The sequence below is a fragment of the Azospirillum rugosum genome, assembly GCF_017876155.1.
Classification (GTDB): Bacteria; Pseudomonadota; Alphaproteobacteria; order Azospirillales; family Azospirillaceae; genus Azospirillum; species Azospirillum rugosum.
The window spans coordinates 20,359-37,088 of the sequence record NZ_JAGINP010000027.1; the positions used below are offsets into that span (position 1 = coordinate 20,359).

The window sequence follows — 16,730 nt, forward strand, 5'->3', positions numbered from 1 at the left end:
GGTCTCGCTTATGCCGGGATCGGAGTGGGCTGGCCGCTGGCCGCAATCATGGCGCCGCCGGCTTCCATCAGGTCGGGCGGGGTCGGGTCGATGCCGGCATCGGCCAGCGTGCGGTAGACGGACCGCCAGACCAGTTCCGGCACGACAAAGCTGGCGTCGTGGTCCTGGACCCAGAAGAACAGGTTGTACTTGCACAGCCACTGGCCGTTGACGCCGCGGAACCCGTCGTAGCGGACGAAGGGCAGGCCGCCGGTGGCGCTGGGCATCACCTTGTCGGTGGCGCGCAGGGCGCTGGTCAGCAGGCCGCCCAAGCGGCCGGGGTCGTGGCGTGCGTCGGCGAAATACTCCAGCCGCATCGACACGCGCTCGACCGCGCTGAAGTTGACGACCGTCGCCTCCGACACCTTGGCGTTGGGCATGGCGACGATGAAGCCGGCGACGTTGCGCACCCGCACCGTGCGCCAGGTCATGTCCACCACCACGCCGCGGACGACGTCGGTGATCTGGATGCTGTCGCCGATCTTGAAGGGCCGCTCGATGTTCAGGATGATGCCGGAGAAGACGTTGGCGATGTTGGCCTGGATGGCGAGGCCGACGACCATGCCGACGAGGCCGGAGGCGGCCAGCAGGCTGGTGATCGGCTGCTTCAGCACGAAGGCCATGATGCCGCAGCCGGCGAAGCCGAAGACAATCAGGCTGGAGAAGCGGCGGACGATGCCGGGGATCTTGCGCTGGGTGCGGATCTCCAGCGGCGTCCAGACGAAGCGTTCCATGGTGCGGTCGACCAGGATGGCCGGCACGATCCACCACAGCACCTCGAACCCGTTCACCACCATGGCGATGCCGCTGGCCGGCAGCGTCGCCACCGCCTGGTCCAGCGCGATGTTGCCGACCGACATCAGCAGCAGCGGCCAGGACAGGATGCGCATGAACAGCGTCTGGATCTTCCAGAACTGGCCGCGGTCGCGCCGGTCCATGAACGCTGCGAAGACCGCCAGCACGACGCTGAAGATGGCGATGTAGACGAAGAAGTCGCGGTGGATGAAGTCGCGCGCCGCCGGGGCGTCGGGGGTCGCCACCACGCCGAAGTCGACGCGGGAGAAGTCCGGCTGCGGCCGGCCGAAGCCGACGTAGTTGGGGTCGCCCTCGCTGCTGACCGTGGCGACGTCCTGGGAGATCCAGGCGCGCGACAGCCGCCAGCCGGGCGACGGCGCCAGCACCCGCCGCGCCCGCAGCTGGTCGAGCAGGGTGGAGCTTTCGCTTTCCCCCTCCAGCGCGCGGCCCAGCCGGTCCATCAGCCCGGGCTCCGCGATGGAGGCGGCCTCGGCGGCGGCCATCGCCTTCAGCTTCTCCGCGAAATCGTTGGTGTCCACCAGCGACATGCCCAGCACGTCGGTGACGAACATCACGTTGTTCCGGTTCTGCGTCCGGTGGCGGAAGCTGACGCCGACCGCGTGGCTGCCGTAGGGCGGCCGCTGGTCGGAGAAGTTCAGCGCGAAGCGCCCCTCGACCTTGTAGGCGACGTAGGTCGTGACCTCGCCCCGCTCCTCGCGGTAGGGCTTGCCGAGGTCGATCGGCTTGACCGCGTTGGTGAAGACGACGTCGGCCGGGTTGAAGGCGCCGCGGTAGCGGAACCAGACCGTGAAATTCAGCGTCGCCTCGTTCTTGTCCGGGCTGAGGTCGCGGATCTCGTGCAGCTGGACGCCGGTGTAGATGACGTCCGTCTTGTACATGAAGCGGTCGTTGACGTAGAGCGCCCGGCCGCGCGTAACCTCCTCCAGGAAGTTCGACACGCCGGCCTCGCGGATCGGCTGCAGTTGGGTCAGCGCCGCCACCGGGTTCAGGCCGTTGTAGGTCGCCATCATCACCGGCAGGGTCGCCTGCCCGCGCGCGTCGAAGGTCCAGGTGCCGACGGTGCCCTGGAAGGCGGTCTCCGCCCGGCCATGGTCGCCCATGGCGCGGCGGAGATCCTCGCCGTCCGGCTTTCCGCTGGCGGGAAGCGTCTTGCCGATGGCCCCGGCGATCAGGTCCACGCCATCGGCGCCCAGCGCCGCCGCCCAGTCCGGCACGGCGTTGAAGCGCTTGACGTATTGGCCGTAGAAGCGCTGCGCCCGCTCGTTCGCCGTGTCGAACAGCACGGGCGAGGACACCAGCAGTCCGTGCCCGTAGGCCTCTGGGGTCAAGGCTTTGGGATTCGCTTGCGCCTGCGCGACGATCTCCGCGCGGAAGGCGGCCGTGGCCATCTCCGACGTGCCGGCGATCAGGTTGCGCAGGCCGGCGTCGCGCAGCGCCACCACCACGCGCGCGCTGTCCACCGCCGATCCGATGACGACCACCGCGCCGGTCGGCATCTTCTCCTTCACCGTCTGGGCGAGCGCCGGCAGGGCCCCGGCCCCGCCGCGGCCCGGCGCGAAGGTCCATTGGCCGACCAGCTTCGTGCCGAAGCGCTGGAGGATGGTGTCGAACTGGCCGGCCAGCGCCGCCGCCTGCTCGCTGTCCTCCCGCACGACGGCGACGGTCGGCTCCCCCACCACGTTGCGGACGTAGTTGGCGAGGAAGCGCGTCTCGTTGGCGCGGTTGAGGTTGATGCTGAACAGCCAGGGGCTGGCTGCGGCGTCGGCCGGGCGGACCAGCGGGCGCGGGGCGACCAGCGGAATGCGCTTCTGGGCGTAGATCGCCGTCGCGCTGTCGGTCGCGTCCGGGGAATGGCCGATCACCGCGATGACGGCGGGATCGTTGGCGATGCGCTGGGCGATCTCCAGCGACTTGCCCTTGTCGCCCTCGTCGTCGAACGGCTTCAGCACCACCGGCCGGCCGCCGATGCCGCCCGCCGTGTTGATCGCGTCGGCGCGCAACGCCGCCCCCTTGCGCAGGGCCAGCCCCAGCGACGCGTCCGGCCCGCTGAGCGGCCCGACGACGGCGAGCGTCAGCGGCTCCCGGTTGCGGTCGCCCAGGAAGCCGGCGCGCACCACCAGCGACACCAGCACCGCGACGAGCACCGCTGAGGCCAGGATCAGCGCAAAGCGCGCCTTCTTGGTCAGGTGCGACCAGCGCAGCGGCGGCCGGGAGCGGGGCTGGAGCGAACTCAGCATGGGATGGGCCTCGGGCGGTCCGTGTCGGGAAGGTGGGTGGGCGTGCCATCATCCCCTCTCCCCTCTGGGGAGAGGGTTAGGGTGAGGGGGTTGCGCTTCTGCCGGACGTACCAGCGAAGCCGGGACCCCCTCACCCCGACCCTCTCCCCAGAGGGGAGAGGGAGAAACAGGCAAGTCGTCGTTGCCGCGGCCATCCTCAGCGCTCCTGCATGGCGTGCTGGAGGCCGTTCAGGACCGGCGAGAAGACGTAGTCGAGGATCGTGCGCCGCCCGGTCAGGATGCTGCAGGTCACGCGCACGCCGGGGAACAGCTCGTAGGTCTTGCCGCCGTAGTCGAAGCGGGTCACCGGCAGTTCGACGCGGACCTTGTAGTAGGACTGCTTGTTGGCATCGAGCAGCGTGTCGGGGCTGATCGTCCGCACCCGGCCCTCGATGTGGCCGAAGCGGGAGGCGTCGCTGCCGGCCAGCGTGACGACCACCGGCTGGTCGGCGCGGACATAGCCGATGTCCTGCACCGGCAGCCGGGCGTCGATGACCAGCTTGCCGTCGCGCGGCACCAGCTCCACCACCGTCTCGCCGGCCTTGACGACGGCCCCCTTGGTGGAGACGGCCAGCGTCTTGACGATGCCGTCCATGGGCGCGCGCAGGCTGCTGCGGTCCAGGCTGTCCTGGTAGCGGGTCAGGCGTTGCGACAGTTCGCTGTGGTTGCGCCGCGCCTCGTCCAGCGCGTTGCGGCTCTCTTCCTCGTACTTGCGGCCGATCCACACCAGCTTGCTGCGCGCCTCGCCCAACGCCGCCTCGGCCTGGGCGAGCGTCGCGCGGTCCTCGGCGATGGCGCCGGTGACGCGGGCGTCGTCGCGCAGCAGCTCCAGGTGCTTCATGCGGTTGGTGATCTCGCGCTTCAGCAGGGTCTCGCTGATGGACAGCTGCTCGCGGATCAGCCCCTGCGCCACCTGCGAACCGGCGATGCGCGCCCGCACGGCGGCCACCTGCTGCTCGCGCTGGAGGATGTCCTGGCGCTGGATGTCGAGGTCGGAGGCGAGACGGTCGCGCCGCGCGCGGAACAGGTCGCGGGTCTGGGCGATCAGGTCCGGCCGGTCGCGCAGCAGCGCGTCGGGGAAGGCGCCGGGGAAATCAATGGTGTCGCGGCGCGCCACCTCGGCCTCCAGCCGGGCGATGTCGGCGGCGAGCGAGCCCAGCCGCAGCTTCAGCTCCTCCAGGTCGGCGCGGGTCTTGGTCTGGTCCAATTCGACCAGCACCTGCCCGGCCTTCACGGAATCGCCTTCCTGCACCAGGATGTCGCGGACGATGCCGCCCTCGAAATGCTGGACGCTCTGGTTGTAGGCGAGCGGCACCACGTCGCCGGGGGCGCTGCTGGTGACGTTCAGTTCGGCAAAGGCGCTCCAGCCGACCGCCGCGGCCATGGCCGCGAGGCCGACCGCGAACAGCCCGTCGCCGAAACGGCCTTCCGGTTCGTCCAAGAGCGGTCCGGGGACCGGCAGCGCAGGGGCGGCGGCCGGGGATTTGGCGGCGATGCGCGGAAACGGCTTCATGACATCACCAGCCCTGGTTCGGCCCTTACCGTGTCCTGGGGATGGTCGAGGTCGAGCACCAGCGAGGCGCCCTGGAGGATGCGCGGGTCGTGCGACGCGATGACCACCGTGTGGCCGGTGCGCGCCAGCTCGATCAGCGTGCGGTAGACGACGGCGGTGCCTTCCGAGTCCAGCCCGTCGGTCGGCTCGTCCAGCAGGATCAGCCGGCCGCCCACCGCCAGCGCGCGGGCCAGCGCCAGCCGGCGGCGGTGCCCGACCGGCAGCTCGTGCCCGAAGTTGCGCAGCGGCGTGTCGAGCCCCTGGGCGCAGTCGGCCACCGCGCGGTCGGCACCGGCGCGGTGCAGCAGGGCGTGCAGCTCCGTGTCCGACAGGCGCGGGTTGGCGAGCAGCAGGTTGTCGCGGATGGTCCGATTGAGGAAGGTTGGCTCCTGCGGCAGCAGGCCGATCTGCTGGCGCCACCAGCTTGGCGCGAACTTGCGGATCTCCACGCCGTCGGCCAGGACGGCGCCCTCCTGCGGGTCGGCGAGGCCGGCGATCAGGCGGATCAGCGTCGTCTTGCCGGATCCGTTGCGCCCCTTCAGCGCCAGGATGTTGCCGGCGGGGACCGTCAGGTTCAGGCGCCGCAGCAGAGGCGTGACGCTGCCCGGCGGGGTGTAGGTCAGGTCGCGCAGCTCCAGCGTGCCGGTGTAGCGCGGCAGCGTGGTGCCGGTCGGCGCCTCCACGGCGGTGCGGGCGAACTGCTCCAGCCGGGCCTGGGCCTGCCGGGCCATCGCCCAGGACTCGCCGACCTGCGCCAGCCGCGTGAAGGGGGCCAGCGCGCGGCCGACCAGCAGGTTGACGCCGATCAGGGAGCCGACGTCCAGTTCCCCGCGCACGACCAGCACCGCGCCGGTGGCGATGACCGCCACGCCTTGCAGGGCTTGCAGGCTCTGCGCCGCCGACTGGGCGCGGCCCTGGCGCATGGACATGCGTTCGCGCAACGTCCGCAACGCCTTCGCCGCCGCCTGCCAGTCGCCGAGCAGCGGCTTGGCGCCGCCGAACAGCGCCACCGCGTCGCGCCCGACGATGGCCGAGGTGACGAGGCTCTGGGCGTTGGCCCCGGCCTGGGCGAGGTCGCGCCCGACCGCGCGCATGTCCGTCTGGGCCAGCAGCCCGGCGCCGATCGAAAGAATCGTAAAGAGGACGCAGATCGCCGCCAGCGGCCAGGAGATCAGCGCCACCACCAGGATGAATCCCAGCGCGAAGGGCAGGTCGAACAGGGTTGCGAGGTTGGCGGAGCCGAAGGCGGCGTCGATCTGCTCCGCCGCGCGGACCGCCTCGCGCCGCGCCGCGTCGCTCTCGGCGGACTCGGCGCCGGACCGTGCCGTCAGCAGGATGCCGAAGGCGCCGGTGGACAGCCGTTCATGCTCGGCGCGGCCGATGCGCCCGGCGATGCGCAGCCGGACGTGGCGGAACAGATGCTCGAAGGCGATGGACAGCACCACGCCGACGGTCAGCGCCGCCAGCGTGGAATCCACACCGTGCGTCACGTACCGGTTCAGCACCAGCATCGTGTAGAAGGACGACGCCAGCCCCAGCAGGTTCGCCGCCAGCGACGCCGCGAAGACGCGCCCGGTCAGCCGCAGGTTGGACCGCAGCCGCAGGGCCAGCAGCCCGATGGCGCCGCCGCTCATGGCTGCCTCCGCGAACCGGAACCGCGCCGTGCGGGCGGCGCCGGGTCCGGCTTGCCCAACGCGTCGAAGGACCCACGGCCCATGCTGGTCAGCTTCGGCGCCGGCCGTGTCTGGATGTCCGCGCTGCTCAGCCGGCCCATAGCGGCCAGCAGGCGGTAGCCGGCCAGCACCAGCTCCGTCTCCGCCGCGGCGGCGTCGCTGCGCGCGTTGATCAGCGTGGTCTCGCCGGTCAGGATGTCGATCAGGGAGCGGGTGCCAAGCTCGCGCTCTGACCGCGCCACGTCGAGGAAGCCGGCGGCGAGGCTGGCCTGGTCGTTCAGCAGCGCCACCTGGGCGCGGGCGCTTTCCAGCCGGCTCCAGCTGTTGCGGACCGTCTCCAGCACCGTGCGCTCCTGGTCGGCCCAGGTGGCGTCGGCGGCGCGCAGGTCGGCCTCGGCCAGCCGGATGCTGTTGATCGCGGTCAGGCCGGTGTTCAGCGAGAAGGTGACCTGGAGCTTGAACAGCAGCTCGTTCTGGACGCCGGGCTGGCCGGCGACGTCGCGCTTGTGGTTGCGCTCCACATAGCCCTCGATGCGCGGGTACAGCGTGCGGCCGCGCACCGCGGTGATGGATTCCTGGGCGGCGGCGGTGTTCAGCGCCAGTTCCTGAAGGCGCGGGTTGTGGCGGCGCGCCTCGTCCACCGCGGCCTCCAGCGTCGGCGGCAGCGTGGCGCGCGCCGTCGCCAGCATCTGCGACCCGTCGAGCTGGAAGGGGACGTGGCCGAAATAGGCCTGGAAGCGGTTCAGCGCGTTCTGCATCGCCTCTTCCGCCGCGACCCGGCGGGCCTGCGCGCCGGCCAGCTGGCTCTTGGCCTGCAAGACGTCGGTGGTGAAGCCGAAGCCTTCCTGGAGCCGGACCTCCTCCAGCCCGGTCTGGCGGCGGATGTTGTCCTCGGACTGGCGGGCGAAGGCGAGCAGCCGGTGGGCGCGGACGAGGTTGGCGTAGGCGGTCAGCCCTTCGACCAGCAGTTCCTGCCGGGTGCGCTCGACCGCGATGTCGGAGCGGACCACCGTGATCTGGGAGCGACGGATGTCGGCGTTGGTGGCGTCGAAGTCCCAGATCAGCTGGGTCGCCCGCACCGAGACCTGGGCGGCGTTCATGTCGGTGTTGGGCAGGCCGGCGGGCTTCGTCGTGTTTTCCCGTCCGCCGTTGGTCGACAGGCTGACGGTCGGGTACCAGCCGCCGTAGCTGACGCGCAGCGCGTTGCGGGCCGCGTCGGCGGCGGCCTCCGCCCCCTTCAGCCGGTCATGGGATTCCGTCGCCTTGGTGATCAGCGACACCACGTCGTCGCGCGGAGACGCCATTACGGGTTGTGTCGCGCCGACCAGGAACGGAAGCGTGATCGCAGCGATAAGGGAAAACTTATACATGAAGACCCTGATTTGGCCATCAGCTCAAGCGCTGCTCTCACCATTTCGGCGACTATAGCTGACAGCTTGGATCTGCATTTAAGACAAATCAGCGCCTTGATTTCCAGGGGAAAGTTCTAAGCAAATAAAGACCTTAAGAATGTATTGATGGGTGTGTCCCATTCGGCTCGGCCGATTGTGTGTGATGCAGATTGGGGTCGTGAGCAGTCGAATCCCAGGCCGTTCCGTGGAATTCCACCCCGGATTGCGCAACCGAAGCGTGCCCAGAGGCCGGCAGGCCGAGGCCGGAGGCCAGCATGGCGGCGAAATCGGTGCCTCCGGCGGCCGGCTGGCTCTGCACCTGTGCCGAAATCGTGGGCACCGACACCGCGGCCTTGACGTCGAAGGCGACGCCCGCCGCCATGTGGGCGCTGCCGTCCGCCATTGTGACGCTGGTGGTGCCGAGGATGCGGTTGCCGGCAACCGTCGCGTCGCTCGGCGTCCCGGTGGCGGCGATCGAGCGGACGCCGGCCTCCGTCAGCGTCCGCAGCTCGCCAGCCTGGCTCACCCCGTCGGTGTTGGCGTCCTGCCAGACCTTCAGCGTCGCGAAGGACAGGTCGGCCGCGTCGATCCGGCCGTCGTGGTTGTCGTCGAGCGAGGCCAACGCCTCCAGGCTGCTGCCGAAGCCTTTGCCGAACTGCTCCGACACCAGCTCCCGCGCGTCGTCGATCCGGCCGTTCCGGTTCTCGTCGCGCACCAGCAGGGCGTTGCCCGTGCCGATCCAGCCGGTCTGGTCGGCCACCCCGTCGCCGGTCACGTCGAAATGGACGCCGTCGGACAGCGGGCGCAGCGACAGCCCTCCGCCGGCCAAGTCCAGCACGATGGGATCGCTCGCGACGGTGGTCAGCTTGATGTTGTCGACGCGGAGGATCGGGTTCACGGAGTTGTCGCTGGTGTCCGACGTGCCAAACCCAAGCGACAGGGTGGTGTTGGCCGGGATCACCATGGTGAAGGTGCCGCTGGCGCTCGCCTCCTTCGCCAGCAGCTTCACGACGCCGTTCACGCTGACGAAGGAGAAGTCGTGGTAGCCGGGGTCGCTGAAGGTGAAGGACCAGCTGAAGGTCAGCACCGTGTCCTGCGTCACGGTGACGGTGCTTGCCAGCTTCATGGCGTGCCCATAGGACGGCACCGTCCCGGTCGCCGCGGCGATGGAGCCGTGCGCGAGGCCGAGGAAATCCTCCAGCTGCGTCGGCGTCTGGCCGCCGGCCGAGGTGATCGTCCCCTCGTGCCCGTCGCCGGTCGCCCCGACGGAGGCGCCGCCGGTCGCGGTCCAGCCGGTCAGCCCAGAAGCGAAGGACCCGTTCGGCAGCAGCACGCCGGGGTGCAGCGTCAGGCTGTCGGTGGCGGCGGAAAAGGCGCTGCCGTCGCTGTGGTCGACCGCCACCTTGGTGCCGTAGGTCCCGCTCGTCTGGTCCCAGGCCCGGATGGTCAGCGCGCCGCTGACGGTGCCGGGGACCGCGGCGTTGGGCTGGAAGTAGAGCCGGTCCGTCGAGCGCAGCAGCAGGGCGGAATCGCTGTCGTTCACCGTGCCGACCAGCTTCCAAGTGGCGCCGTTGTCGGTCGAATACCACCAGCGGCCGTAGCTCTCGTTGGCACCGATCAGCGCGATGCCGGTCACGGCCTCCTTGTCGTCGTCGGTGACGTTCGCCACCCCGGCGCCGTTCAGCCCGACCAGCTTCGACACCGTGAAGCCGGCCGTGCCGGCGGCGGGCTGGGCCAGGGCTTCCGCCGCGACGGTCAGTTGCAGGTCGGTGTCCTTCAGCACCGGCGAGGCGTTGGGCGGAACCACGGTGACGCCGATGGTGCCGCTGGCCGTCAGCGCCCCCCCGGCCCCGCCGCCGTCCTGGTCGTTCACCAGGATCGAGATCGTGTCGGGGCCCGCGTAGGGGCCGGAGAAGTAGAGCAGGCCGTTGGCCGCGGCCAACAGGCTGTTGAGGGTAGCCAGCGTCGCCAGGATCGTCACGCTGCCGGTGCCGTTGCCGGTGATGACCGCGTCGGACGCTGTGTTGGTCAAAGTCAGCGTGCCGTGCCCGGCCGTCAGCGTGACCAGCAACGGCGTGGACCCGGCGTCGATGTCCGACACCGACAGCCCGGTCACCGCCACCGCGTTCCCCTTCAGCGTCGTCAGCGAGGCCGTGGCGACGGTCAGCTGGGGCGCGTCGTTGACGGCGGTGACGGATCCGGCCAGGGCGATGGTCCCGGCGCTGTAGGGCGTGGCGCCGCCGACACCGCTGGTCAGGTCCAGGTGGGCGCCGGAAACGACCGGTGCCGCGGACTGCTCGACCAGCCGCACGGTGAGCGCCGGGGTGGTGCCGTTCCAGTTGGCCGCCGGGACGAAGCGCAGCTTGTCCGCCGCCGCGACGACCAGCGCGAAGCCCTCCGACACCGTACCGACGGCCGCCCAATTGGTGCCGGTCCAGTATTGCCACACACCCTGCGCCGCGCTCGCCGCGTTGCCGACGATGGCGATGCCAGCGAAGCCGTTGGCGGACGAGCCGCCGCTCACGGCGTCCGCGGCATCGGAAAAGACGGATCCGAACAGCGAGGTGACCGTCGCCCCGGCGGGGTTCGCCGTGTCCTCGGCGATGGCCGCCATCGTGGCGGTCGTGCCGGTCGCTACGGGAGCGTCGTTCACGGCCGTGACGGCCCCGGTCAGGGCGACGGTTCCCGCGCTGTAGGCGGTCGTCCCGCCGACGCCGGCGCTGAGGTCCACGCGGTCCCCGCTGGACAGCGTTCCCTGGGAGTCGTCCACCAGCCGCACGGTGAGCGCCGGGGTGGTGCCGTTCCAATCGGCGGCTGGGACAAAGCGCAGCTTGGCGTCGGCGGCCAACAGCAGGGCGGAGCCATTCGACACCGTTTCCACCGCGGTCCACGCCGATCCGTTCCAGTACTGCCACGTGCCTTGCACCGCGCTTGCCGGATTGGCGACGACGGCGACCCCGGCGAAGCCATTGGCAGCGGAACCGCCGGTCACCGTGTCCGCGGTGTCGGAGAAGAGGGATCCGAACAGGGCAGAGACGGTTGCCCCCGCCGGGTTGGCCGTGTCTTCCGCAATGGCCGCCATCGTGGCAGAGGTGCCCACGGCGACCGGGGCGTCGTTGACGGCGGTGACGGCTCCGGTCAGCGCGATCGTCCCCGCGCTGTAGGCGCTCGTCCCGCCGACACCCAGGCTCGTCAGGTTCACCCGGCCACCGTTGACGACGTTGCCGGCCGAATCGTCGACCAGGCGCACGGTCAGCGCCGGGGTGGTGCCGTTCCAATTCGCGGCCGGCACGAACCGCAACTTGGCGTCTGCGGCGAGCAGCAGGGCGGAGCCATCGGACACCGCACCCACCGCGGTCCAGGCGGTTCCGGTCCAGTATTGCCACGTTCCCTGTGCCGCGCTCGCCCCGTTGCCGATGATCGCGATGCCGGCGAATCCATTGGCGGACGAGCCGCCGCTCACCGCATCTGTGGCGTCGGAGAACAAGGCACTAAACAGGGAGGTGACGGTCGCGCCGGCTGGATTGATCGTGTCCTCGGCGATGGCTGCCATCGTGGCGGTCGTGCCCATCGCCACGGGAGCGTCATTGACGGCGATGACAGATCCCGTCAGGGCAATCGTACCGGCGCTGTAGGCGGTCGTTCCACCGACACCGGTACCGAGGTCGACCCGTCCGCTGGACAGCGTTCCCTGGGAGTCATCGACCAGCCGCACGGTGAGCGCCGGGGTGGTGCCGTTCCAGTTCGCCGCGGGCACGAAGCGCAGCTTCGCGTCGGCGGACAACAACAGGGCGGAGCCTTCCGACACGGTCCCGACGTCCACCCACACCGATCCGGTCCAGTATTGCCAGACGCCTTGCGTCGCGGTTGCGGCGTTGCCGACGATGACGATGCCGGCGAAGCCGTTGGCAGCGGAGCCGCCACTCACCGCGTCGGCCGCGTCCGAGAAGAGGGCTCCGAACACGGCGGAAACCGTGGCGCCCGCCGGGCTGGCCGTGTCTTCCGCAATGGCCGCCATGGTCGCGGCGGTGCCGAGCGCCACCGGGGCGTCGTTCACGGCGGTGATGGTTCCGGTCAGGGCGATCGTGCCGACGCTGTAGGGGGTCGTCCCGCCGACGCCGGTGCCGAGATCCGTCCGGTCACCGCTTGACAGCGCGCCCTGAGAGGCGTCGACCAGCCGCGCGGTGAGCGCGGGGGTCGTGCCATCCCAATTCGCCGCGGGCACGAAGCGCAGTTTGGTGTCGGCGGCGAGCAGCAGGGCGGAGCCGTCCGACACCGCTTCCACCGCGATCCAGTTCGTTCCGGTCCAGTACTGCCACACACCTTGCGCCGCGGTCGCCGCGTTCCCGACGATCGCGACACCGGCAAAGCCGTCGGCAGCGGAACCGCCGGTGACCGCATCCGCGGCGTCGGAGAACAGGGTGGCGAACAGCGCGCTGATGGTTGCCCCGGCCGGGTTCGCCGCGTCCTCGGCGATGGCTGCCATGGTGGCGGAGATGCCCACGGCGACCGGGGCGTCGTTGACGGCGGTGATGGATCCGGTCAGCGCGATCGTTCCGGCGCTGTAGGCGGTCGTGCCGCCGACACCCAGGCTCGCCAGATCGACCCGGCCGCCGCTGGTGACGTTCCCAGCGGAATCGTCCACCAGCCGCACGGTGAGTGCCGGGGTCGTGCCGTTCCAGTTGGCGGACGGGACGAAGCGCAGCTTGGCATCGGCGCTCAGCAGCAGGGCGGAGTTGTCCGACACCGCCCCGATGGTGCTCCAAGCCGACCCGGTCCAATACTGCCAGACCCCTTGCGCCGTGCTCGCCGCATTTCCGACGATGGCGATGCCGGCGAAGCCGTTGGCGGACGAACCGCCGGCCACCGCGTCGGCGGAGTCGGAGAACAGGGCGCCGAACAGGGCCGTGACCGTTGCTCCGGCGGGGTTCGTCGTGTCCTCGGCGATGGGCGGCAAAGTGGCGGTCGTGCCAATCGCCACCGGGGCGTCGTTCACCGCGGTGACGGCTCCGGCGAGGGCGATGGTCCCGGCGCTGTACGCGGTCGTTCCGCCGACACCGGTGCCGAGGTCCACCCGTTCGCCGCTGGACGGCGTTCCCTGGGAGTCATCCACCATCCGCACGGTGAGGGCCGGGGTGGTGCCGTTCCAGCTCGCCGCCGGCACGAAGCGCAGCTTGTCCGCCGCCGCGACGACCAGGGCGGAGTCCTCCGACACGTTTCCGACGGCCGCCCACGCCGACCCGGTCCAGTATTGCCAGACGCCTTGCGCCGCGCTGGCGTCGTTGCCGACAATGGCGATGCCGGCGAAGCCGTTGGCGGACGAGCCGCCGATGACCGCGTCGGCCGCATCGGAAAAGAGGGAGCCGAACAGGCTGGAAACCGTCGCTCCCGTCGGATCGGCCGTGTCTTCCGCAATGGCCGCCATCAGGACCGCGGTGCCGGTCGCCACCGGAGCGTCATTGACGGCGGCGACGGTTCCGGTCAGGGCGATGGTCCCGGCGCTGTAGGCGGTCGTGCCGCCTGCGCCCGTGCTGAGGTCCACACGATTCCCGCTCGCCGGCGCCCCCCGGGAGTCGTCCACCAGCCGCACCGTGAGGGCGGGCGTTGTGCCGTTCCAGTCGACGGCCGGGACGAAACGCAGCTTGGTGTCGGCGGCGAGCAGCAGGGCGGAGCCCTCCGACACGGTCCCGACCGTGGCCCATTCCGCACCGGTCCAATATTGCCAGTCGCCCTGCGCCGCGGTGGCAGCGTTGCCGACGACGGCAACCCCGGCGAGGTTGTTGGCAGCGGAACCACCGGTCACCGAGTCCGCGGCGTCGGAGAACAGGGCGCCGAACAGAGCGCTGACGGTCGCGCCGCTCGGGTTTGCCGCGTCCTCGGCGATGGTCGGCATCACAGCCGTGGCACCGATCGCCACCGGGGCGTCGTTCACGGCGGTGACCGTTCCGGTGAGGGTGATGGTGCCGGCGCTGTAGGCGCTCGTGCCGCCGACACCCAGGCTCGCCACATTCACCCGATCGCCACCGGCAAACACACCGGCCGAATCGTCGGCCAGCCGAACGGTGAGTGCCGGGGTCGTGCCGTTCCAGTTGGCGGACGGGACGAAGCGCAGCTTGGCATCGGCGCTCAGCAGCAAGGCGGAGTTGTCCGACACCGCCCCGATCGCGGTCCAAGCCGACCCGGTCCAGTACTGCCAGACACCCTGCGCCGCGGTCGCCGCGTTGCTGACGATGGCGATCCCCGCGAAGGCGTTGGCGGACGATCCGGCGTTCGCCGCGTCGGCCGTGTCGGAGAACAGCGCACCAAACAGCGCGGTGACCGTCGATCCGGCCAGATCGGTCGTGTCCTCGGCAATGGTCGCCATCGTGGCAGCCGTGCCGGTCGCCACCGGGGCGTCGTTGACCGGCGTCACCTCCAGCGACACCTGCGCGATCTCCTCCGACAGGGAAGAGGTTCCTCCGGTCCCGCCCAGGGCGAACAACCGGTGCGCGGAGTCGCTGAACCCCCCGACCCAGCCCTCGTTCACGGCGCGCAGGCCGAGCGCCGGGGCGCTGCCGAAGGCGTCGGCGGCCGGAAGGAAACGGAGCAGGGCGGTGCCCGGCAACAGCAGCGCCGCCGCGTCGCTGACCGTTCCGACCTCCGTCCACGTGGCGCCGTCAACGCTGTATTGCCAGACGCCGAGGGCCGAACCCGCGTTCGCCACCACCGCGACGCCGACCACGCTGCTGCCGGCCTCGCCCGGCCGGAACATCGCCTCGATCAGGTGGAACACCGTAAAGCCGGCGGGCGCCGCCGTGTCCTCCGCCACCGCCAATGCCTTGGCAAGGGCCGCCGCATCGAAACCCGGCGCCATGGTCGGGGCCTGCACCTGGTGCTCGGCAACGGGAGGCGTCGTGGTCTCGGCCAGCCGGGCGAGGGCTTGCGCGACCCGTTGCTGGGTCTGCGCGGTCGTGGCGAAGGGGTCCGTCGTTCCAACCTTGCTGATCGGGCTGGTGCTTGCCGGCTGGGTGGCGGATGCGGCCGTGCTCCGACCGCCGCCGTCGGCGGGAGAACCGCTTTTGCCGCCGGTGTCGGGCGGGGAAATCGTGACGGGCGTCAGCGAGCTGTTGGCCATGCCGGCGGATTTGCTTCCCGATTCCGAGCTCGGGGACGGGGCGTCCGGCGCCGAAGAATCGGACACTGCGGAGCCTTCGGCCGCCTTGTCGCCCGCGGCGTCCTTCCCATCCTCGGCGCCGTCCTTGGCGCCATCCTTGTCCGCGCCTTTATCGGTGGCCTTTTCCCCGTTGTCGGCCACCTGTTCGGCGCCCTTTCCTTCGGCCTCGGCTTCCTTCGCGTCCTTGCCGTCACCCGCGTCCTTTGGGCTTTCCTTCGACCCGGAGTCGGCGGACCCGGCGTCGGCGTCCGTGGTCTTGTCCGCCTTGCCGCCGTCGGCCGCCGCGGACTTTTCGGCGGCGCCGCCGGGTGTGGCGAGGTCGGCGAGGGCCTTGTTCTCGGGCGAGATGGGGACTTCGCTGCTCTGGCTGTTTCGCTGCACGGTGTCGGTCGACTGCCGCGCGGCGGCGAGCGCCTGCCCCGGCGAGCGACCCTCGGCGAGCGCCTGGCCCAGGGCGGCGCTGAACGCGCCACCGGCGCCGCCGACGGCCTGCACCGCCTGCTGCACGTTCTGCCCGCTGGCGAGCGCGGCCACGAGGCTGTTGCCCTTGACGCCCTGTGCCGCCGCCGACGCCATGGCGGTCGCCGCGAAGACATCCTGGCGCGCCGCGCCGAGCGCGCCGGCCGCCTCCTGGCCGGACGACAGGGCGTTGCCCAGGGCCTGGCTGAAGCCGCCGGCCGCCTTCGGGTCGATGCCCGTGGCCGCGGCGAAGGACTTGACCGTCTCGGCGACGTTGTGACCGGAAGCGAGCGACGCCAGCAGCGTATCGGCAGGCTTCGGCGGCACGCCGGCCGCGCTTACCCGCGCGGTCATGTCGGCCTGCGCCCTGGCGGAGGCGCCGAGCGCCGCGTCCGGGGCGCTTCCGTGCGCCAGCGCGTCGCTCAGCACCGTGGTGAAGGCGGCGCCGTCGCCGACCCCGCGCACGGCGGCCGATCCGCCGACGGCCAGCGCCGACACCAGGCGGTCGCCGTCCGACTGCTCGACCGCGGCGGCCTGGGCCTGCGCGCCGCCTTGGGCCGTCCGCTCGGTCGCGGCGGCGACGGCGCTGGCGGCATCCTCGCCGCTGGACAGCGCCCGCTCCAGGGTGGCGGCGAACAGCCCGGTACCGTCCGGAGCAACGGCTTTGACGGCGTCCGGCAACGCCACGCCGGAGGCCAGGGCCGCCGTCAATTTCTCGATGGGCGACGGATCGGCCGCCGGCGGGAGGGGAGCGTGGCCGACGGGCTGCGTCAGCGCGCGCGACAGCGCTTCCATCGGGTGAGCCGATCCGGCGGGAGGGGCCATCACCCCGTCGAACAGCGCCCTGTTCAGGTCGGCGTTCAGATCGGCCGATCCGCGCCCGTTGGCTGCTGCGGCCTGTTCGATTCCCTGCCCTTGCGCCAGGGCGGCGGCCAAGCGCTGTTCCCCGGTCATGGCGCCGGAGTCCTGCAGCGCCTGCGCCATCCGCGCCGCCGTCCCGGCGGTGATCCGGTTCGCTTCCGCGATGGCCGCGTCCGGCGAGGCGGCGTTTTCCATACCCGCGGCGAAGCTGCGCACCCAGCCCTCGGCCGCCCGGCCGGCGTCGCTGCCCGGCAACCCCTGGTCGGCGAGCGCCGCCGCGAGCTTTGCCTGGACGGCCTTCAGCCCGCCGACGTTGCCCCCCAGCAGCATGGCCGCCGCCTCGGATGTCAATGCATCGGGAATGGTCAGAAGCGGAGTCGGGGAGGCAGTGTCGTGAAGGTCAGGCACGTCGTCCCTTTCGCCAGTGCGGCGGCCGTAAGCGGAGTTGATTTATTTAGACTCTGAGTTGTTGAAGAAATTCTGAACTTTTCGGCAAATTTTGCTGCCGAA

General features: G+C 71.0%; 5 protein-coding genes. All 5 read right to left on the minus strand.

Features of this window, described 5'->3' with window-relative positions; translation table 11 throughout:
* Positions 1-8 precede the first annotated feature (8 nt).
* The gene (locus tag J2851_RS29210) at positions 9-3,092 is read right to left on the minus strand and encodes an ABC transporter substrate-binding protein (protein WP_209770815.1); all 3,084 of its coding nucleotides are present in this window, start codon (positions 3,090-3,092) and stop codon (positions 9-11) included.
* Between the two features lie 196 nt (positions 3,093-3,288).
* On the minus strand, positions 3,289-4,644 hold the full coding sequence (locus J2851_RS29215; RefSeq protein WP_209770817.1) for an HlyD family type I secretion periplasmic adaptor subunit: 1,356 nt from the start codon (positions 4,642-4,644) through the stop codon (positions 3,289-3,291).
* Entirely contained in the window at positions 4,641-6,317 is a 1,677-nt protein-coding gene (locus J2851_RS29220) for an ATP-binding cassette domain-containing protein (protein WP_209770819.1), read from the minus strand. Before J2851_RS29220 ends, J2851_RS29215 begins: the two co-directional genes overlap by 4 nt.
* Positions 6,314-7,660: a TolC family protein gene (locus J2851_RS29225; protein WP_246501007.1), complete on the minus strand. Its 1,347-nt coding sequence runs from the start codon at positions 7,658-7,660 to the stop codon at positions 6,314-6,316. Before J2851_RS29225 ends, J2851_RS29220 begins: the two co-directional genes overlap by 4 nt.
* Before the next feature lie 199 nt (positions 7,661-7,859).
* Positions 7,860-16,628, minus strand: a complete 8,769-nt coding sequence (locus tag J2851_RS29230; protein WP_209770821.1) for a hypothetical protein — start codon at positions 16,626-16,628, stop codon at positions 7,860-7,862.
* Between the last annotated feature and the right edge of the window lie 102 nt (positions 16,629-16,730).

Bases quoted from the DNA above. Each gene is read 5' to 3' on its own strand.
- J2851_RS29210 (WP_209770815.1), bottom strand. From the start codon at position 3,092: ATGCTGAGTTCGCTCCAGCCCCGCTCCCGGCCGCCGCTGCGCTGGTCG.
- J2851_RS29225 (WP_246501007.1), bottom strand. From the start codon at position 7,660: ATGGCGTCTCCGCGCGACGACGTGGTGTCGCTGATCACCAAGGCGACG.
- J2851_RS29215 (WP_209770817.1), bottom strand. From the start codon at position 4,644: ATGAAGCCGTTTCCGCGCATCGCCGCCAAATCCCCGGCCGCCGCCCCT.
- J2851_RS29220 (WP_209770819.1), bottom strand. From the start codon at position 6,317: ATGAGCGGCGGCGCCATCGGGCTGCTGGCCCTGCGGCTGCGGTCCAAC.